This window comes from Streptomyces sp. NPDC005774, assembly GCF_042871645.1.
Classification (GTDB): domain Bacteria; phylum Actinomycetota; class Actinomycetes; order Streptomycetales; family Streptomycetaceae; genus Streptomyces; species Streptomyces pratens.
The window spans coordinates 68745-91037 of sequence record NZ_JBIAIV010000006.1 but is presented as its reverse complement, the minus strand read 5'-3'; the positions used below and the strand labels follow the sequence as shown (position 1 = coordinate 91037).

Below are 22293 nucleotides of genomic sequence, written 5' to 3'. Positions count from 1 at the left end.
GCGGGGGCTCGTGGTAGTGCTGCGACCTCGTTGGTGTGCGCCCGTGCATGCGCGGTGTCCGTGAGCGCCGGTGACTCCTTCCACGCGCCGGGTCGTGCTCCCGTGCCGGACGCCCGCCGGAAGGCCCGGGACCGGGCGGCGTTCAGGCGTGCCTTTTCCGAATCTGGCCGAAATCCATGGGGCGAGAGCCCATGTCTCCGAGGCGGACGGTGCAGGTGGTGACGGTCATGAGCCAGTTGTTGAAATGAAGTCAATTCTACGTCCAGGTAAGGGGTTTGAGCGTGGAGAGGCGGGATACACGCACCTGGCGGTGGGTCGCTGACAGGCCGTCCCTCTTCGATTTCGGGGGGTTGCCATCCAGTGACCCAACGTGAAAACTGTGAGCGCATTCGGCCCGGATGGATCGGGTCGAAGCGCCTTTTCGGTACGCAAAGCACTAAATCGCAGGACAGGGGAGCAGTCCTGCGTGGAGCCACTGCGCGGGAAAAGTCACTGGGGGGATGTAGTGATGTCTGCTTTGTGCCCGAGGCACGTGTCACCAGGCTGCGGGCGTGCGGGCTTGCCGGCCCCGCGGCGGACGTCCGGACCGCTCAAAACCGTCGCCCCGGCGTACGGAACCTGTCCCCGGGGCTGCTGACGCCCCGGCTGTCACGGGTGTTCCGTGAGGGGGCGGACGGGCGGGCCGCTCCCGAGCGGCGGCCGGCCCGGCCCGACCACGAGTCGGTCACCTGGCACGGAGCGAGACCCGCCGCGCGGTGGCACACCCGCTGACCGTGCCCGCGACGGCCACGACTTCCTTCCCGGCGAACCCGCACCACCGTTGACGGCCCATGCCGGGCCCGCGCGTCCCCATCCAAGGAGAACCGGTGACAAGCACTCGACCGACCGAGGCCGAATCGCCCCTGGACGTGTTACTCGACCTGTGGCGGTCCTTACGCGAGGCGGGTCCCGTGCCCTACGACGAAGCGCAGGGCCAGTGCCGTGTCGTGGACCACCAGGGGGTCTCCGCCGTACTCGCCGACCCGGGGGCCTACTCCTCCGACCTCACACCGATCACCCCCGCCCAGCAGGACGTCGAGACCTTCCGGCAGGGCGACTTGGTCGGCATGGACCCGCCGGAACACCGCACACTCCGTACCCTGGTGAGCCAGGCCTTCACCCCCGGAGTGGTCCAAGGGCTCGAACCGCGTATCGAGGCCGTGTGCGCGCGCCTCCTCGACGGTGTCGCCGACCGTGACCGGTTCGACCTGGTCGACACCCTCGCCCGCCCCCTGCCGATCGGCGTGATCGCCGAACTCCTCGGCATCCCCGCCGACGACCACGGGCTGTTCCAGGAGTGGGCCGCCGCCCTCTTCTGCGGCGGCCGGCTCGGCGGCAGCCTCGACATGGCTGACATGGCTGACATGGCCGACCTGGAACGGGCCCTGGAGGCCATCGCCCCGGCCGTGCGCGAGATGAACGGCTACGTGCTGGACCACATCCGGCACCGCCGCGCCCACCCCGGGGACGACCTCACCAGCAGACTCCTCACCGCCGAGGTGGACGGAGCGCGCCCGGCGGACGAGGAGATCGTCGGATTCGTCGCCCTGCTGCTGGTCGCCGGGCACATCACCACCGTGCTGCTCGGCAACGCAGTGGTCACCTTCGACCGGCATTCCGGAACCCTCGTCGCGCTGCGCGGGAACCCCGGCCGGCTGCCGGACGCCGTCGAGGAGGTACCGCGCCGGCTGCCGCCCTCCCCCGAGCCGGGACGGCGCACCACCCGGCCGGTGGTGTTCGGCGGCCACGAGATCCCGGCCGACACCCTGCTGATGGTGCATCCGGGTGCCGCCAACCGTGATCCCTCCCGCTTCAACGATCCGGACGTCTTCGACGTGGCCCGCAGTCCGAATCCCCATCTGACCTTCGGCCACGGCATTCGCTTCTGCTTCGGCGCGCCACTGGTCCGGCTGGAGGCACGGAGCGCGCTGCATATGCTGATGGAACGTTTCCCCACCCTCGCGGTCCCCTCCTGCGACGACATCACGTACCAGAACCCGGCCGTCAGCGTCGGCGTACGACACCTGCCGATCGTCGTCACCAGACCGTGACGCGCGTCGACGCGCCCAGGTCCCGCACCGCTCACCCGCGGGCCGGCCGCGTCCCCTCCCCGCACCCGCTCTCACCAGGAGTCCCCTTCCCATGCCCTACCCCACCACCGCTCCGGCCGCCGACCGGCCGACGTCCCCGCTGCGCCAGGAGGTGCAGAGCCGCCTCGACTCCCTCGCGCGCGCCCACCGTGTGCCCGGCGCCCAACTGGCCGTCCACACCGGCACGCACACCTTCAGCGTGCACACCGGCACGGCCGACGCCCTGACGGGAACCCCGTTCACCGAGGACACGGCCGTACCCCTGGGCTCCGTCACCAAGCTCGGCACGGCCGCCGCCCTGCTGCTCCTCGCCGACGACGGAGACCTCGACCTCGACGAGCCCGCCGCCGAACTGCTACCCGAATTAAGGCCGTCGTCCGAGGTGACCGCGCGTCACCTGCTCAGTCACACCGCCGGCCTGCCCACCGGACCCGACTCCGACAGCGCCGCCGGCACCACCGCCACGCGCTACCTCTCGGCGGTCTGCACCGCGCGGAGCGCCCTGTTCCCGCCGGGAACCGGCTTCTCCTATTCCAACGCCGGCTACGTCGCCGCCGGCCGGCTCGTGTCCGAAGTGACGGGCATGACCTGGCAGGAAGCGCTGCGAGCGCTCCTCCTCGAGCCCCTGGGCATCGTCCCCGCCTTCCTCGGCGCCGCCGCCCCCGCGCGGCCGGTCGCCACCGGCCACGCCCTCAACACGGCCACGGGCCTGGTGCGCCCGGCCCACCAGAACCTCGCCCCGGTGGAGGCTCCGGCCGGAGCCCTGCTGGCGAGCGCCGGGGACCTGATGGCCCTGGGAAGGGCCGTCATCGGCCGGTCCACCGTCCTGCCCGCGTCCGTCGCCGCCCGGATGCGCCGTCCCGAACCGGCCGCCGACCCCGGCGCCCTGGCGGACTCCTGGGGCCTGGGCCTCGCCCTCTTCCAGCAGGACGGCCGCGTGTGGTGCGGCCACGACGGGAACGCCCAGGGCACCTCCTGCCATCTGCGGGCCGACCCGGACAGTGGTGTCGTCGTCGCCTTCACCGGCAACGCCGGCGGCGCCACCGCCCTGTGGCGGGACCTCGCCGCCGACCTCGCCCGGCTCACCGGCATACGCGTGCCGGCCGCCCCGGCCACCGCCCGCCGCGGCCGGGCCGTACCGCTGCCGGAATGCGCCGGCACCTACCGCAACGGGGGCACCGAGTACGCGGTCAAGCTCGACGGGGACGGCACACCGACCCTGTCCGTCGACGGTGACTGCCCCCTCCCGCTGGTGTGCTACCCGGACCTGTCCTGTGATCTGGTCGACCCGGCCACGGGCCGGCACGAGCCCGGCGGCCGCTTTCACCGCGACCCCGCCACCGGGACCATCGACCGCCTGCAGATATCCGGACGCACCGCGCGCCGCACCGGCACCGTCTGACCGCGCCCGCGCCCGCGCCCGCGTCACGCACCCTCCCCGTACGCACGGACCCCGCACCGCTCAGGTGTGCCCGCAGGCCGCCCGAGACCGGCGCGCCGGGTCCGCGCGCCGCCCCACGTCCGAAGGACTGCACCCCGATGACGGACCTGCACGCCCAGCGCCCCGCCGCGCCCGCCTCCGCACCGGTCGGCACCACCCCGCCGGCCCGCGCCGACCATGCCGTCCGGCACGTCCCGCTCGGTGAGCTGTTCGCCGGGTGGGTGACGCGCGACCCGCACGCCCCCGCGGTGACCGACGGCCAGCGCACCTGGTCGTACGGGGAACTCGCGCGACGGGCCGGCCGTCTCGCCGCCCACCTCGTCGGCAGCGGCGCCGGACCGGAGCGGACGGTGGCGCTGGTCCTGCCGCGCTCCATGGAACTGATCGCCGCCGAGCTGGCCGTGGCCCTGGCCGGTGCCGCCTTCCTCCCCGTGGACCCCGGCTATCCGGCCGAACGGCGTGCGCTGATGCTCGCCGACGCCGCACCGGCCGTCGTCCTGGACGACCCCGACCGGGTCCGCGCGCTGATGGACGCCGGGACCCGGGAGACGGACCCGCCCGGGAGCCGCGTGCTCCCCGACCACGCGGCGTACGTCATCTTCACCTCCGGCTCCACCGGCACCCCCAAGGGCGTCACCGTCACCCACCGCGGCATCGGCGCCTTCGCCGCGGCCGCCGCCGAGCGGTACGACGTCGGCCCGGGCGACCGCGTGCTGCAGTTCTCCTCACCCAGCTTCGACGCCTCCGTACTGGAGTTGTGCGTCTCCGTCCTGTCCGGCGCCCTGCTGGTCGTACCGCCGGACGGACCCTGGCTGGGCGACGAACTGGCCGCCGTCCTGGACGAGCACCGCATCACCCACGCCCTCATACCGCCCGCGGCCCTCGCCACCCTGCCGGACCCGGCGGACACCGGCGGCGCGCCGCACCTGCGCACCCTGATCGTCGGGGCCGAGGCATGCCCGGCCGCGCTCGTCGACCGGTGGGCACCCGGCCGCCGCATGATCAACTCCTACGGGCCGACCGAGGCCACCGTCGTCGCGACCTGGACCGGGCCGCTGACCGCCGGCACCGGAACGCCGGCCATCGGCAGCCCGCTGCCCGACGCCCAGGCCCACGTCCTGGACGCGGCGATGCGCCCGGTGCCGTCCGGCACCGAGGGCGAACTGTACGTGGGCGGCGACGGGCTGGCGCGCGGCTACCTCGGCCGCCCCGGCCTGACCTCGACCCGGTTCGTCGCCCACCCCTTCGGGCCGCCCGGCGCCCGCCTCTACCGCACCGGCGACCGGGTGCGCCGCAGGACGGACGGCGAGCTGGAGTTCCTCGGCCGGGCCGACCGGCAGGTCAAGGTGCGCGGCTTCCGCATCGAGCCCGGCGAGATCGAGGCCGCCCTGACCCGCGACCCCGGCGTCCGTGAGGCCGTCGTCGTGGTCCGCGACGAGGAACCCGCCCGCGGCCGGCTCGTCGGCTACGTCACCCCCGCCGACCCGGCCCGCAGGCCCGAGCCCGCCCGGCTGCGCGCCGCCCTCGCCGCCGCCCTGCCGGCCCACATGGTGCCCTCCGCCGTCGTCGTCCTGGACGCGCTGCCACTCACCCCGCAGCACAAGACCGACCTGAGGGCCCTGCCCGCCCCCGGGGGCGGGCGGACCGAGGAGCACGTCGAGCCGCGCACCGACGGCGAGCGGGCCCTGGCCGCGATCTGGGCCGACGTCCTCGGCGCCGACACCGTCGGCGTCACCGACGACTTCTTCGACCTGGGCGGCGACTCGATCCTCGCCGCCCGCACCCTGACGCGGATCAGGGACGTCCTCGGCGTCCGGCTCTCCCTGCGCGACGTGTTCACCGCGCGGACCGTCGCCGCGCTCGCCCCGCTGACCGCCGAGCCGTCCGCCGCCGCACCGCCGGACCCGATCCCCTCCGCCCCGCGCGAAAAGCCCGTCCCGCTCTCCAGCGCCCAGCGACGCCTGTGGTTCCTCGACGACCTGACCGACGGCGGAACCGAGTACCACACCGGTGTCGCGCTGAGGCTGCGCGGCCCGCTCGACACACCGGCCCTGCGACGCGCCCTGGACCGGCTCGCCGCCCGCCACGACTCCCTGCGCACCACCTTCGCCACCGTCGACGGCCAGGGCGTCCAGCTGATCGCCCCCGAGGCGGTACTGCCCCTGGGCACGGCCGGCGTCGAGCACCTGCCCGCCGACCGGCAGAGCGGCGCCGTCGAGCGCCTGCTGACCGAGGAACTGCGCCGCCCCCACGACCTGACGTCCGGCCCCCTGACCCGGGCGCTGCTCGTCCGCCGCGCACCCGAGGACCACATCCTGCTGCTGGCCCAGCACCACATCGTCACCGACGGCTGGTCGGTCGGCGTCCTGACCCGGGACCTGGCGGCGCTCTACCGCGCGGAGGCCTGCGGCGAACCGGACGGCCTTCCCCGGCCGGGCGTGCAGTACCCGGATTTCGCGCTGTGGGAGCGCGAGCGGCGCACCGGCGACGCGGACGCCGCCGACCTCGGCTACTGGAAGCGTCACCTGGCCGGCCTGCAGCAACTCGAACTGCCCACCGACCGGCCCCGGCCGGCGGTGCGTACCACCGCGGGCGCGGCCCACCGCCACGACCTCCCGAGGCACCTGGTGGGCCGACTGCGACAGTTGGCCGGGGGGCGCGGCACAACCGTCTTCACGCTGTTCACCGGGGCGGCGGCCGTGCTGTTCTCCCGCTACTCGGGGCAGCGGGACGTGGCGTTCGGGACCGTCACCAATGGGCGGGGCCGCCGCGAACTGGAGGACGTGACGGGCTTCTTCGCCAACACTGTGGTGCTGCGCGGCGAGGTCGACGACGCCGTCACGGTCGACCGGTTCGTGGAGTCCGTGCGCGCGACCGTGCTGGACGCCTTCGCGCACGACGGCGTGCCGTTCGACCGGGTGGTCGAGGAACTGGCCCCGCCGAGGGACCCCAGCCGCACTCCGCTGGTGCAGGTGCTGGTGGTGCAACAGGCGGCGCCCGCCCGGCCGCCGCTGGCAGCCGGGGTGCGGATCGAGGAGCATCCGCTGCCCCGCCCGGCCGCCCGCTTCGACCTCGTGCTGGAGTTCGCGCCGCGCGCCGACGGCGGCTGCGAGCTGACGGTCGAGTACAACACCGACCTGTTCGAGGCGGCGACCGTGGCCCGGATGAGCCGGCAACTGCACCGCCTGCTGGAAGGCATGGCGGACGGCCCGCACCGGACGCTGGCCGAACTGCCGCTGCTGTCGGACGACGAGCGGCGCACGCTCCTCGACTCCTGGAACCCGCCCGCGCCGGCCGGCGACCACGCCGACGGCGCCACGCTCCCGGCGCTGTTCGAGGCGCAGGTGGCCCGAACTCCCGACCGGACCGCAGTGACCTGTGGCGGGGCCCGGCTGGACTACGCCGGGCTGAACCGGCGTGCCAACCGGCTCGCCCGGCTGCTGAGGGCGCACGGCGTGGGCCCGGAGTCCCTGGTGGCGCTGTGCCTGCCACGCTCGGCCGACCTGCTGCCGGTGCTGTGGGCCGTCCTGAAGTCGGGCGCCGGATACCTGCCCGTCGATCCCGGCTACCCGGCGGAGCGGATCCGCTTCATGCTCGCCGACGCGGCCCCCGCCCTCGTCGTCGCCACGCGTGAGACCGCCCACGCGCTCCCCGACGACTGCGAGCCGCTGCTCCTGGAGGACACCGAACCGTCCGATGACGGTGCCGATGCCGGTGCCCCGGACCCGACCGACGCCGACCTGACCGACGCCGACCGGACCCGGCCGCTCGACCCGTCCCACCCCGCCTACGTCATCTACACCTCCGGATCCACCGGCCGACCCAAGGGCGTGGTCGTCACCCACCGCAGCGTGGCCGCGCTGGCCGTCTGGACGAAGGAGACGTTCGGCCCGCGCGGGCTGGCGCACGTCGTCGCGTCCACCTCCCTCAACTTCGACGTGTCCGTATTCGAGCTGCTGTGCCCTCTGCTGGCCGGCGGCAGCGTCGAGGTGGTCGCCGACCTCCCGGCCCTCGCCGACGGCGCCGGCCCGCGCCGGGCCGGACTCCTCAGCGGCGTCCCGTCCGTGCTCTCCCGCGTGCTCGGCGGAGGCGGCCCCGTCGAGGCGGACACTGTGGTCCTGGCCGGCGAGGCCCTGCCCGCCCGGACCGTGCGGGACATCAGGGACGCCATGCCCTCGGCCGAGGTGGCGAACCTCTACGGCCCGACCGAGGCCACCGTCTACGCCACCGCCTGGTTCGCCGGCGGCACCGCCCCCGACCAGGCCCCGCCCATCGGCCGTCCCGTCGCCCGCACCCGCGCCTACGTGCTGGACCGCCTGCTGCGCCCCCAACCCCCTGGTTTCATAGGTGAGTTGTACCTCGGTGGCGATGGACTGGCCCGCGGCTACCTGCGACGCCCCGGTCTGACCGCCGCCCGCTTCGTCGCCGACCCCTTCGGTGCCCCCGGCGGCCGCATGTACCGCACGGGCGACCTGGTGCGCTGGAGTGCCGACGGCCGGCTCGAGTACCTCGGCCGCATCGACCAGCAGGTCAAGGTGCGTGGCTTCCGCATCGAACTGGGCGAGGTCGAGGAGGCCCTGCGCCGCTGCACGGGCGTCGCCGAGGCCGCCGCGGCCGTCCGCGACGGCGACGGCCACCGCCGTCTGGCCGGATACGTCGTCCCCGCCCCCGGCGCCCGCGTGGAACCGGAGGCGGTACGTCGCGAACTCGGGCGAGTCCTGCCCGACTACATGGTCCCCGCGGCCGTCGTGGTGCTGTCCGTCCTGCCGCTCAACCCCAACGGCAAACTGGACCGCGGCCGGCTTCCCGACCCGGCGCCGGCCGAATCCGCCACCCGCCACGTCGCGCCCCGCACCCCCACCGAACGGACCCTCGCGACGATCTGGGCCGACGTCCTGCACGTGGAGCGGGTCGGAGCGGACGACAACTTCTTCGCGCTGGGCGGCGACTCCATCCTCAGCATCCAGGTCGTGGCCCGGGCCCGGCAGGCGGGCCTCACGATCACCTCGCGGGACGTCTACCGGCACCAGACGGTCGCCGCCCTGGCCCGCCGCGCCGACGAGGCGGGAAGCCGAAGGCCCGCCCCCGTGTCCGCACCCGTCGAGGCGACCGGCTCCGCGCCGCTGACACCCATTCAGCACTGGCTCTTCGAGAGCGCGGGCGGGCGGGCCGGGCACTTCGGCCAGACGCTCTCGGTGGAACTGCGCGCCGGCGTCGACGCGACCGCACTCGAGGATGCCCTCAACGACGTGATCGCCCACCACGACGCCCTGCGTTCCCGCTTCCTCGCCGACGAGGCGGGCGCACGGTGGCTGATCGACGGCACGGCCGCCCGCTGTCGCCTCGCGCGCCACACCGGCCCGGACACCGACACCCCGCACCTCGGCCCCCACGACCTGAGCCACGGCCCGCTGCTGCGTGCCGTGCTGCACGACCGGGGCCCCGGACTGCCGCACGTGCTGCACCTGGCCGTCCACCACCTCGTCGTCGACGGAGTCTCCTGGCGTCTGCTCCTCGAGGACCTCGACCGGGCCTACCGCACCCGCCGGGCCGGCCGGGACGGAGCAGCGGCGCTGCCCCGGAAGTCGTCCCCGCTGCGGCAGTGGGCCGAGCGCCTCGCCGCGCACGCCGCCGCCGGCGGCTTCGACGACGAGCAGGCCTACTGGACGCGGGCGACCGAGGGCGCCCGGGCCGCCCTGCCGTCGGACCGGACGGGCGCCAACACCTACGCCTCCCAGCGCTCGGTGACGGTACGCCTCGGCCCCGAGCACACCGAAGTGCTCCTGCGGACCCTGCCCGAGACCTACCGCACCCGGGCCAACGACGTCCTGCTCGCCGCCCTCGGCCGGGTGCTGTGCGGCTGGACGGGGCACGACCGGGTGCTGGTGGACGTCGAGGGCCACGGCCGCGAGGAACTGTTCGCCGACGTCGACACCAGCCGCACCGTCGGCTGGTTCACCACCCGCCACCCCGTCGCCCTCGCCGTCCCGCCCGAGGTGTCCTGGGACGCCGTGCTCAAGCAGGTCAAGGAGCAGCTGCGCGCGGTCCCCCGGCACGGCCTCGGCCACGGCGTCCTGGCCCTGCCGGGCCGCGACGCCGCACCGCTCCCGGCGACCACCGCGCAGATCAGCTTCAATTACCTGGGCCGCTTCGGGCTCTCCGGAACCTCCGGTGCCTCCGAGGGGTTGTACGGCGGGCCGTTCCGTCCGCTGGAGCTGGACGCCGACCCCGCGGCGTCCCGCCCGCACGCCCTGGAGGTGGTGGGGCTGCTGGACGGCGACAGCCTGGAGTTCACCTGGTTCTACTCGGACGAGCTGCACCGGCGGGAGACCGTCGCGGACCTCGCCGGACGGTTCGCCGACGCGCTGGCCGGCCTCGCCCGCCACGCGGCCCGGCCCGGCGCCGCCGGACGCACCCCCTCGGACTTCCCTCTGGCCCGGCTCGACCAGACGCACGTCGACCACATCGTGGGCGAGGACCCCGCCGGGGTGGAGGACGTCCACCCCCTCACGCCCACCCAGGCCGGCATGCTCTTCCACCGGCTCTCGCAGGACGACCGCGGCGTGTACTTCCAGCAGTTGACGTTCGTCCTGGACGGCGTGGAAAACCCGGCCGTGCTGGCGGACGCCTGGCAGCGGGTCACGGACCGTACGCCGGTGCTGCGCGCCCGGGTGGTGTGGCAGGACGTGCCCGAGCCGCTCCTCGTGGTGCAGCGCCGGGCGGCCGTGCCGGTGGAGTGCCTCGACTGGCGCGGCCTGTCGGACGCCGAGCGGGACGAGCGGCTGCGCGACCTGCTCGCGGGCGACCGCGCCCGCGGTGTCGACCTGACGCGTGCGCCGCTCCAGCGCCTGACGCTGGCCCGCATCTCCGACCGCGAGGTCCGTGTCGTGTGGTCCTTCGACCACCTGATCCTGGACGGCTGGAGCCTGTTCCAGGTCCTCTCCGACGTCTTCGCGTGCCACGCCGGCCTGACGGACGCCGCGGACGTCCCGCTGCCCGACCGCCGCCCCTTCCGCGACTACGTCGCCTGGCTGCTCGACCGCGCGGACCGGGCCGAGGCCGAACGGCACTGGCACACCCGCCTGAACGGCCTGGACGCGGCCACCGCGCTGCCCTTCGACCGCGAACCGCGCGAGAGCCACCGCGCGGAGTCGACGCGGGAGGTACGCGTCACGGTGCCCGAGACCACCACCCGGGCACTGGAGGCCCTGGCCAGGACGGCGGGCCTGACCATGAACACCCTCGTGCAGGGCGCCTGGGCGCTGCTGCTGAGCCGCCAGGCGGCCCGCGACGAGGTGGTCTTCGGCACCACCGTCTCCGGACGGCCGCCCGAGCTGCCCGGGGCCGACACCATGACCGGCCTGTTCATCGCGACCCTGCCCACCCGCGTGACCGTGCCGCGGGACGAGCCGCTGCTCACCTGGCTGGGCAGGCTCCAGCAGGAGCAGAGCGAGGACCGCCGCCACGACCACGTGCCGCTGCACCACATGAAGGTGTTCACCGAACTACCCGAACGCGTCGCCCTGTTCGACAGCATCGTGGTGTTCGAGAACTACCCGGTCGACGACGACCTCGCCGCCGCGCACGGGCTGCGGCTCAGCGGCCTGGACGGTATCGAGACCACCAACTACCCGCTCGGCCTGGTCGCCTACCCCGGCACGGAACTCACCCTGCGCCTCGGCTACGACCCGGACCTCTTCGACACCGCCACCGTCGAGCGGATGGCCGAGTACCTCACCGTCCTGCTGGAGGGCTTCGCCACCGCACCGCAGAGCGCGCCCGCCCGCCTGCCCCTGCTGACGGCCGCCCGGCGTGAGCAGGTGCTCCACGCGTGGAACGACACCGCCACCCATGCCCCCGCGGCGACCACCGCGGACCTGTTCGCCGCGCAGGTGCGGCGCACCCCCGGCGCCGTCGCGCTGCTGGCCGGCGACGCGCGGCTCACCTACCGCGAACTCGACGACCGGGCCGGGGCTCTGGCGGACCGGCTGGCCGCGCTCGGAGTGCGCCCGGAGGTCTCCGTCGGCGTCCTGATGGACCGCTCGGCCGGCCTCGTCGTCACCCAGGTCGCCCTCGCCCGTCTCGGCGGCGTGTACGTCCCGCTCGACGGCAGGGCGCCGCGGGAGCGGCTGCGCACGATGCTCGGGGAAGCCGGTGCCGACCTGCTGCTCACGGACGGGGTGTGGGAGGAGACGGCAGCGGCCCTCCTCCCGGGAGGCCGCGTACTGCGGCCGGACGACGATCCGGACGACGAAACGGCCGAGGCCCCGGCACCCACGGCCGTGCCGCGCGTGCACCCGGACAACGTCCAGTACCTCATGTTCACGTCCGGCTCCACCGGCAACCCCAAGGGCGTGGCGGCGCGGCAGCGGGACGTCGCGGCGCTCGCCCTCGACCGTGCCTTCGCCGTCCACGACCGCGTCCTCGTGCACTCCCCGCACGCCTTCGACGCCTCCACCTACGAGCTGTGGGTGCCGCTGCTGCGCGGCGGTACGGCCGTGCTCGCCCCACCGGGGGACCTCGAAGCCGCCGCCGTGCGTCACGCGATCACCGAACAGGGAGTGAGCTGCCTGTTCCTGACGGTGGGCCTGTTCCGCCTCCTCGCCCAGGAGGACCCCGCCTGCCTGCGCGGCGCGCGGGAGGTGTGGACCGGCGGCGAGGCCGTGCCCGGCTCCGCCGTACGACGCGTGCTGGACGCCTGCCCGGACCTCACCGTCGTCGACGTGTACGGGCCGACCGAGACCACCGCCTTCGCCACCCGGCGGGACTTCCGCGCCGGTGACGAGCTGCCCGCGACGCTGCCCATCGGCCGCCCCCTGGACGACACCCGCGTGTACGTCCTGGACGGCGCACTCCAACCGCAACCACCTTGTGTTCCGGGGGAGTTGTACCTCGCGGGCGCCGGACTGGCCCGCGGCTACACCGGACGCCCCGGCGCGACGGCGGCCCGCTACCTCGCCGACCCGTTCGGCCCGCCCGGCAACCGTATGTACCGCACCGGTGACATCGTGCGCTGGAGCGCGGACGGCGAACTGCACTTCGTGGGACGCGCCGACGACCAGATCAAGATCCGCGGCTTCCGCGTCGAACCCGCCGAGATCGAGGCCCGGCTCACCGCGCACCCGGCGATCGCCGAGGCGGTGGTGTCGGCGGCGCGGCACGCGGGACGCACACGCCTGGTCGCCCACCTGGTACCCGCCCCCGGCACGGCCGTGCCGTCGGCGGCCGAGCTGCGCGAGAGCCTGTCCGGCGAACTGCCCGACTACATGGTGCCGGCCGTGTTCGTCACCGTGGCGGAGCTGCCCCTGACCGTGAACGGCAAGGTCGACCGGCGACGTCTGCCCGACCCCGACCCGTCGGCGGCGGGCGACACCGCCCACCGCGCGCCGCGCACCGACGTCGAGCGGGTGCTCGCCGGCATCTGGGCCGAGCTCCTGGGTGTGGAACGGGTCGGCGTCGACGACAACTTCTTCATGCTGGGCGGCGACTCGATCGTCAGCATCCAGGTCGTCTCCCGCGCCCGCACCGCCGGGCTCGCACTGACCCCGAGGGACCTGTTCCGGCACCCCACGCTCGCCGCCCTGGCCACCGCCGCGACCGGCGCCGCCCCGGCCGTCGCGGGCACCGGTCCGGTGACCGGCGAGGTCGGGCTCACCCCGATCCAGCACTGGTTCCTCGACGCCGAACCGCCGCGCCCGGAGTACTTCAACCAGTCCGTGGTCGTCGAGACGGCCGAGGACGTCGACGCCGACGCGCTGAGCGCCGCCCTGGCCGCACTGTGGGCCCACCACGACGCCCTGCGCGCCCGCTTCACCCGTGCCGCGGACGGCACCTGGCACCAGGAGTACGCCGCCCCCGGCACCGAGACCCCCCGACTGCTGCGGGTGCACGACCTGAACGGCCTCGACGCGCGGGCCGCCGAGGAGGCCGAGGCCCGCTTCTCGCAGGAGGCGCACACCGGTTTCCGGCTGGACACCGGCCCGCTGATCGCCGCCCGGCTGTTCACCCGCGAGCACCGGGCCGCCCGCCTGCTGCTGACCGCCCACCACCTGATCGTCGACGGCGTCTCCTGGCGCGTCCTGCTGGAGGACCTGGAAACCGCCTACCGGCAGGCCCGGGACGGCGAGCGAATACGGCTTCCGCAGCGCACGACGTCCGTGCGCGCATGGGTGCGGCGGCTCACCGAACGCACCGGCGAGGAAGACTTCGCCGAGCAGCGCGCCCACTGGGAGACCGTGGCGCGGTACTGCGCCGAACCGCTGCCGGTGGACCTCGACGGCGGCAACACCACCGCCGACCTGCGCGCGGTGACCGTACGCCTCGACCGCCGGCGGACCGCCGACCTCCTGCGCAGGGTTCCCGCCGCCTACCGCACCCGCATCGACGACGTCCTGCTGACCGCCCTCGGCCGCGTGCTGGCCGACTGGACCGGCCGCGCCACCGTCGCCGTGGGGCTGGAGGGGCACGGCCGCGAGGACCAGCTCTTCGACGACCTCGACCTGTCCCGCACGGTCGGCTGGTTCACCAGCCTCTTCCCGGTCACCCTCGAACTGCCCGACGGTGACTGGGGCACCGCCCTGAAGTCCGTGAAGGAACAGCTGCGGGCCGTACCCGGACGGGGCGTCGGCCACGGCGCCCTGCGCCACCTGGCGGGCGACGAGCGGCTCGCCGCCGCGCCGCTGCCCGGCATCAGCTTCAACTACCTGGGCCGGTTCGACTGGTCGGCCGACGGCGGCGCGCTGGTCCGGGCGGTTCCCGGCGGCCTGGGCGGCGCCGAGGACCCCGCCGCGCCGCGCCCGCACCTGCTGGACGTGGTGGCCCGCGTGGAGGACGGCGAGCTGGAGATCACCTGGCACTACAGCGGCGGACGCCACCGGGAGGAGACGGTCGCCTCGCTCGCCGAGGGCATGCTGCGGTCACTGGAGGAGATCGTCGCGCACTGCGCCGCCCCGGACGCCGGCGGCCGCACGCCCTCGGACTTCCCCCTGGCCCGGCTCGACCAGGCCGCCGTGGACCGGGTCGTGGGGGACGGGCGCACGGTCGAGGACGTGTACCCGCTGACGCCGATGCAGGCGGGCATGCTGTTCCACAGCCTCATGGACCCCCAGGGCCGCACCTACGTGAACCAGGTGCAGGTGGTGCTGCGCGGCGTCACCGACCCGCACGCGCTCGCCGAGGCGTGGCGGCGCACGGCGGACGCGAACCCGATCCTGCGCACCCGCCTGGTGTGGCAGGAGACCGCCGAACCCCTCCAGGTGGTGGAGCGGCGGGCCGTCGTGCCCGTCACCCACCACGACTGGTCCGGCCGGCCCGCCGAAGAGTGCGCACGGGACATGGAGCCGCTGCTGGACGCGGACCGGCGGGCCGGGATCGACCTCGGCGCGGCCCCGCTCACGCGGCTCGCGCTGATCCGGCTCGCACCGGACCGGGTGCGCATGGTGTGGACGTTCCACCACGTCCTGCTCGACGGCTGGAGCGCGGCCCAGGTGTTCGACGAGGTGTGCGAGCGGTACGCGGCCCTGACCGCCGGCCACCGTCCGCAGGTGCCCGACCGGACGCCCTTCGCGGACTACCTGCGGTGGCTGGCCGCCCAGGACACCGGCCGTGCGGAACGCCACTGGCGCGAGACCCTCGCCGGGTTCGCCGTCCCCACCCCACTGCCGCGCGACCGGCGCCCCGCCGAGGCCCACCGCACGTCCTCGTCGGGAACGGTCCGGGTGACCCTCGGGCAGGAGGTGTCGGCGCGGCTGAAGGACACCGCTCAGCGGGCCGGCCTGACCGTCAACACGGTGCTCCAGGGCGCCTGGGGGCTGCTGCTGCACCACTACGGCGGCGGTGACGACGTCGTCTTCGGCACGACCGTGTCCGGCCGCCCGGCCGAACTGCCCGGCGTGACCTCCATGGTGGGCCTGTTCATCAACACCCTGCCCACCCGACTGCGGATCGAGGGTGAGCGTCCCCTGCTGGAGTGGCTGCGCGAGGTGCAGGCCGCCCAGTCGGAGGCCCGGCGCCACGACTTCGTCTCCCTCGCCCAGTTGCAGACCTGGAGCGAGGTGCCCGGCGGCACCAACCTGTTCGACAGCATCGTCGTCTTCGAGAACTACCCGTTCGACGAGGGCGCCCTGGCCCGGCACGGGCTCGCCCTCGAGCAGGAACGCGACCTGGAGCCGACCAACTACCCGCTCAGCGTGGTCGTCGCCCCCGGCGACGACGTGACGGTGTCCCTGGACTACGACCCGGCGGCCTTCGACGCCACCACCGTCGAAGGGCTCGGCGCGAGCCTGCGCACGCTGCTGACACGGATCGCCGCCGACGCCGACCGCCGCCTGGCCGACCTGCCGCCGCTCGAGCCGGCCGACGGACGCCGCCTGCTGGACCGGCTCGCGGGGCCGGTGGCGACGCTGCCGCGCCGCACCCTGGCGGACGCCTTCGGGGCACAGGCCGCCCGCACCCCCGACGCCCCGGCCGTGACCGCCGGCGCCGAGCACCTCACGTACCGGCAGCTCGACGAGCGCGCCAACCGGCTGGCCCGCCTCCTGATCGAGGCCGGGGCCGGACCGGAGCGGTTCGTCGCGCTGGCCCTGCCCCGCACCGCCGACCTGATCGTGGCGCTCCTCGCGGTCCTCAAGAGCGGCGCCGCCTACCTCCCGGTCGACCCCGGCCATCCGGCGGAGCGCATCGCGTTCCTCCTCGAGGACGTGCGGCCCGACGCGGTGATCACCTGCGCGGAGACCTCCGCGCGGCTGCCGGACGGTCCGTACACGCGGATCGTCCTGGACGACGCGGCCTGCGCCGGGCGGCTGGCCGCCACGTCCGCCGCCCGCGTCGATGACGGCGAGCGGCGCGGCGGGCTGCTGCCGGGCCACCCCGCCTACGTCATCCACACCTCCGGCTCCACCGGCCGGCCCAAGGGCGTCGTCGTCCCCCACGCCTCGGTGGTGGCACTGACCGACTGGGCCGCCGCCGAGTTCACCGGCCGCGGACTCGCCCACGTGGTGGCCTCCACGTCACTCACCTTCGACGTGTCGGTGTTCGAGATCCTCACACCGCTGCTGACGGGCGGCCACGTCGAGGTCGTCCGCGACCTGCTGGCCCTCGCGGAGCGGCCCGGTCCGTGGCGTGCGGGACTGCTCAGCGCCGTCCCCTCCGCCCTGGGCCACCTGCTGGCCGAGGACACCGTGCACGTCACGGCCGACACCGTCGTCCTGGCCGGCGAGGCGCTGCCCGCCCGCGCCGTCCGCCAGGTGCGGGAGGCGATCCCCGGCTGCCGGGTCATGAACATCTACGGCCCCACCGAGGCCACCGTCTACGCCACCGCCTTCACCTGCGACCCGGCGGACCCCGACCGGGTCCCGCCCATCGGCCGGCCCGTCGGCGGCGCCCGCGCCTACGTCCTCGACGCCCGCATGCGCCCCGTGCCCGTCGGGGCGCCCGGCGAGCTGTACCTCGCCGGGACCGGCGTGGCCCGCGGCTACCTGAACCGGCCCGGCCTGACCGCGTCCCGTTTCCCCGCCGACCCCTTCGGCCCGCCCGGCAGCCGCATGTACCGCACCGGCGACCTGGTCCGCTGGACCGCCGACGGCGACCTGCTGTACCTCGGCCGGACCGACGACCAGGTGAAGGTGCGCGGCTTCCGCATCGAGCTCGGCGAGGTGGAGGCCGCACTGGCCCGCCACCCGCAGGTGGCCGCGGCCGCCGCCCGGGTCGTGGAACACGACGGCCACAAGCGCCTCGTGGGCTACGCCGTGCCGCGCGGCGGCGACGCCCCGGCACCGGCCGACCTGCGCGCCTTCCTCGCCCGTACGCTGCCCGACCACCTGGTCCCGGCGGTCGTGGTGCCGCTGGAGCGGCTGCCGCTGGGCGCCACCGGCAAGCTGGACCGGCGGGCCCTGCCCGAACCGGTGTGGTCCGCGGCCACCACCACGGGGGGCACCCGGCCGCCGCGCACCGCCACCGAGCGGACGCTCGCCGCGATCTGGTCCGAGGTACTGGGCGTGCCCGACGTGGGCGCGACGGACAACTACTTCGCGCTCGGCGGCGACTCCATCCTCGGCATCCGGATCGTCTCCGCCGCCCGCCGCGCCGGACTCGCGCTGACGCCCCGGCACCTCTTCCAGCACCAGACGGTCGCCGAACTGGCCACGGCCGCCGAGGAGTTCCCGGCCGTGACGGCGGCCGCCGCCGAACAGGGCCCGGTCGTCGGAGACGTCCCCCTCACGCCCGTACAGCACTGGCTGTTCGACACCCTCACCGGCGACCCGGCCCGCTTCACCCAGGCGGTCTCCTTCGAGTTGGCGACCGACACCGACGAGACGCTGCTGCGCGCCGCCCTCGCGGCGGTGCTGGAGCAGCACGACGCGCTGCGCACGCGCTACGAACCGGCCGGCGGCGGACGGTGGCACCAGCACGGCACCCCGCCCGGTGCCGCGCCGCACCTCGAGGTACACGACGCGCCCATGGCGCCGGCCGCCGTGGCCGCCGGCCTGTGCGCCGGATTCGACCTGACACGGGGGCCGCTGCTCAAGGCCGCCCTGTGCCGCACGAACGGCCACCGGCCGCCCGTCCTGCTGCTGGCCGCCCACCACCTGGTCGTTGACGCGGTGTCCTGGCGGGTGATCCTGGAGGACCTCGACGCCGCCCACCGGGCGCTGCGCGCCGGTGCCCCGCCCGACCTGGGGGCGAAGACGACCTCCTTCCGGGAATGGGCCCGGCGCCTGGCCGCGCACACCGCCGACGGCGGCTTCGACGACGAGATCACCCACTGGAGCGCCCTGCGCCCCACGGCCCTGCCGACCGACCTCACCGGCGGCAACACCGCCGCCGACGAGGAGACGGTGACGGTGACCCTCGGCAGCGAGGACACCCGACGGCTGCTCCAGGACGTTCCCGACGCCTACCGCACCCGCGTCAACGACGTCCTGCTGTGCGCCCTCGGCCGTGTCCTGGCCCGCTGGACGGGACAGGACCGGGTGGTGGTCGCGCTGGAGGGCCACGGCCGCGAGGACCTGTTCGACGACGTCGACCTCGCCCGTACCGTCGGCTGGTTCACCACCATGTTCCCCGTGGGCCTCGACGTGCCCCGCGACGCCGGCCTCGGGGCCGCGCTGAAGACGGTCAAGGAGAACCTCCGGGCCGTGCCGCGCGGGGGAGTGGGCTACGGCGCGCTGCGCCACCTGCACCCCACGGCGGGACGCGAGCTGCCGGAACTGCCCCAGGTGGGCTTCAACTACCTGGGACAGCAGGACTGGAACGCGGCCGAGGGAGGTCTGCTGCGCACGCCCCACGGCGGGCTGACCGGTGACATGGACCGCTCGGCGGACCGGCCGCACCTCATCGACGTCCTCGGCCGGGTCACCGACAAGCGGCTGGAGTTCACCTGGTCGTATTCGCGGAACGCGCACCGGCACGACACCGTCGCCCGGCTGGCGGCCGAGACGGCCGAGGAGCTGCGGGAGATCGTCCGGCACTGCGCCGAGCCCGGCGCGGGCGGCCGCACCCCGTCGGACTTCCCGCTGGCCGCACTGGACCAGGCGGCCGTCGACCGGCTCGTCGGCACCGGGCGCGACGTGGTGGACGCCTACCCGCTCACCCCCACGCAGACCGGCATGGTCGTGCACGGCATGGACGAGCCCGGTGAGGGCCTGTACACCGAGCAGATCACGTTCGTGGCGGACGGCGTGCGCGAGCCCCGGCTCCTGGCCGCCGCCTGGCAGCACGTCGTCGACCGGACTCCCGTACTGCGCACCGCCGTGGCCCTCCGAGGGATGCCGGTCCCGCTCCAGAGCGTGCACCGCCACGCCACCCTGCCCGTCACCGAACTCGACTGGAGCGCACTGAAACCGGCGGAGCGGGAGGCCCGGCTGCGGCGGCTGCTCGACGAGGACCGAGCCCGGGGCATCGCCCTGGACCGGCCCCCGCTGCTGCGCGTCACCCTGATCCGCCTCGGCCCGGACGAGGTGCGCGTCGTGTGGACCTTCCACCACGTCCTGCTGGACGGGTGGAGCGTCTTCCACGTGCTGGGCGACGTGATGGCCGCGCACGCCGCACTCGCCGCCGGCACCGAGCCGCCCCCGCCGCAGCGGCGGCCCTTCGCGGACTACATCGCCTGGCTCGCGGGCCGGGACACCGCCGCCGCCGAGGAACACTGGAAGGCGGCCTTCGCGCACTACGCCGCACCCACCCCGCTGCCCTACGACCGCAGGCCCGCACCCGGCGCCGCCGCCCGCTCGGGCACCTGGCTGTCGCGGCGGCTCGGCGCGGACGGCACGGCCCGGCTGACGGAGTTCGCCCGCCGGCACCGCCTCACCCTCAACACGCTGGTGCAGGGCGCGTGGGCGCTGCTGCTGGCGCGCTCCAGCGGCGAGCGGGAGGTGTGCTTCGGGACCACCGTCTCCGGGCGGCCCGCCGACCTGCCCGGCGCCGACACCATCACCGGCCTGTTCATCACCACCCTGCCCGCCCGGGTCACCGTGGACGAGGACGCACACTGTGCCGCGTGGCTGCGTGAGGCGCAGGCCGCGCGGGCGGAGGACCGGCGCTTCGACCACGTCCCGCTGTCCGAGCTGCACCAGTGGAGCGAACTGCCTTCCGGAACGGCCCTGTTCGACAGCCTGCTGGTCTTCGAGAACTACCCGGTCGGCGACGCCACCGCCGGCGCCCACGGCGTCCGGATCCGGGACCTCGACGCCCGCGAGGCCACCAACTACCCGCTCACCGTGGTGATCTCACCCGGCGACGAACTGAGCGTCGAACTCGGCTACGACCCACGCTACTTCGAGGAGTCCACCGCCCACGCCCTGGCCGTCCGGCTGGTGCACACCCTGTCCACCCTCGCCGAATCCGGTGACCGGGCGCCGTTGCACGCCCTCGACGTGCTGCCGCCCGGTGAACGGCACCGGCTGCTGCACGGCCCCGTACGCCCGCAGCTGCCGCCGGTGCCCCCGGCGACGCTGCCGGCACTGATCGAGGCCGGGGCCGACCGGTGGCCCGACCGCACGGCCCTCGACACGGGGGAGTCACCGCTGACCTTCGGCGAGGCGGAGGCACACGCCAACCGGCTCGCGCACCGGCTCATCGCGCGCGGGGCGGGACCCGGCGACATCGTCGCCCTCGTCCTGCCGCGCTCGGCGAACATGGTCCTCGCCCAGCTCGCCGTGGCCAAGGCGGGCGCCGCCTTCCTCCCGGTGGACCCCGGCTACCCGGCTGAACGGGTCGCGCTGATGCTGCGCGACGCGGACCCCGCCGTCACCCTCACCGCCGAGGAGGTCGCCGGCCTGCTCGCCGCGCCGCCCGACGGCACGCCCGGCCACCGTCCCACCGACACCGACCGTGTCCGCCCCCTCCACCTCGACGACCCGGCGTACGTCATCCACACCTCCGGCTCCACCGGCACCCCCAAGGGCGTCGTCGTCCCCCACCGAGGACTGGCCGGCTTCGCCGCCGCCGAGGCCGCGCACTATCAAGTCCGCGCCGGGGACCGCGTCCTGGCCTTCGCCACGCCCAGCTTCGACGCCTCCGTGCTGGAGCTGTGCATGTCCCTGCCGAGCGGCGCGGCCCTCGTCGTACCGCCGCCCGGCCCGCTGCTCGGCGCGGAACTGGCCGACTTCCTGCGCACCGCGCGCATCACGCACACCCTGCTGCCGCCCGCCGCGCTCGCCACCCTCCCGCCGGACACCCCCGGCACCCTGCCGGACCTGCGCACCCTGATCGTCGGCGCGGACGCCTGCCGGGCCGAACTGGTCGCCCGCTGGGCGCCGCACCACCGCATGGTCAACTCCTACGGCCCCACCGAGGCCACCGTCGTCGCCACCTGGTCCGGCCCGCTGGAACCGGACGGCTCCGCACCGCCCATCGGCCGCGCGCTGCCCGCCACCGGCGCCTACGTCCTCGACGCGCGCCTGCGCCCCGTCCCCGACGGCGTGCCCGGCGAACTGTGGCTCGCCGGACCGGCCCTGGCCCGCGGCTACCTGCGCCGACCCGGCCTGACCGCGACCCGCTTCACCGCCGACCCGTTCGGACCGCCCGGCACCCGCATGTACCGCACCGGCGACCTGGTCCGCCGCGACGCCCACGGCGAACTGCACCACCTCGGACGCACCGACCACCAGCTCAAGCTGCGCGGCCACCGCATCGAGGCCGGCGAGGTGGAGGCGACCCTGGTACGCCACCCGGCGGTGCTGGACGCCGTGGTGAGCGTACGGGAGGACGAACCGGGACTGCCGCGCCTGGTGGCCCACCTGCTCGTCGCGCCCGGCGCCGAGCCGCCCGCCGGCGCGGAACTGCGAGCCTTCGTCGCCCGCACCCTGCCCGGACCCATGGTGCCCTCGGCGTTCGTGACCCTGGACCGCTTCCCGCTCACGGAGAACGGCAAGACCGACCGGGCCGCGCTGCCCGCGCCCGGCCCGGACACGCAGGAGCGGGCCGCCGGACACGTGCCGCCCCGCACGCCCACCGAGGAGGCCGTCGCCGCCCTGTGGGAGGAGGCCCTGGGAACCACCGTCGGCGCCGAGGACGACTTCTTCGCCCTGGGCGGCGACTCCCTGCGCGCCCTGCTCATCGCCTCCCGCGCCAACGACACCTTCGGCGTGACCCTCACGCCCCGCGACGTCCTGGTCCACCGCACCGTCGCCGCCCTGGCGGAACTGGTGGAGGAACAGGTGCTGAGCGAACTCGAAGACGCCGCACGCGGCGACAGCGACCACGACGAACGGTGAGGACCGGACA

General features: G+C 75.1%; 3 protein-coding genes. All 3 read left to right on the top strand.

What is annotated here, in order from left to right; all coding sequences use genetic code 11:
• Window positions 1-866: 866 nt before the first annotated feature.
• The 3 genes from ACFYQA_RS07985 to ACFYQA_RS07975 all read left to right on the top strand — a co-directional run bounded on the left by ACFYQA_RS07985 (window position 867) and on the right by ACFYQA_RS07975 (window position 22283).
• Window positions 867-2090, top strand: a complete 1224-nt coding sequence (locus ACFYQA_RS07985; protein ID WP_388913157.1) for a cytochrome P450 — start codon at window positions 867-869, stop codon at window positions 2088-2090.
• Window positions 2091-2181: 91 nt separating this feature from the next.
• Window positions 2182-3531 carry a serine hydrolase domain-containing protein gene (locus ACFYQA_RS07980; protein WP_388913154.1) on the top strand — a complete coding sequence of 450 codons (1350 nt, stop codon included), beginning with the start codon at window positions 2182-2184 and terminating at the stop codon, window positions 3529-3531.
• A gap of 137 nt (window positions 3532-3668) precedes the next feature.
• Window positions 3669-22283, top strand: coding sequence for a non-ribosomal peptide synthase/polyketide synthase (locus ACFYQA_RS07975; RefSeq protein ID WP_388913151.1), 18615 nt, complete (start codon window positions 3669-3671; stop codon window positions 22281-22283).
• Window positions 22284-22293: the final 10 nt, after the last annotated feature.

Coding starts and splice junctions, on each gene's coding strand:
- ACFYQA_RS07975 (WP_388913151.1), top strand. CDS start 3,669: ATGACGGACCTGCACGCCCAGCGCCCCGCCGCGCCCGCCTCCGCACCG.
- ACFYQA_RS07980 (WP_388913154.1), top strand. CDS start 2,182: ATGCCCTACCCCACCACCGCTCCGGCCGCCGACCGGCCGACGTCCCCG.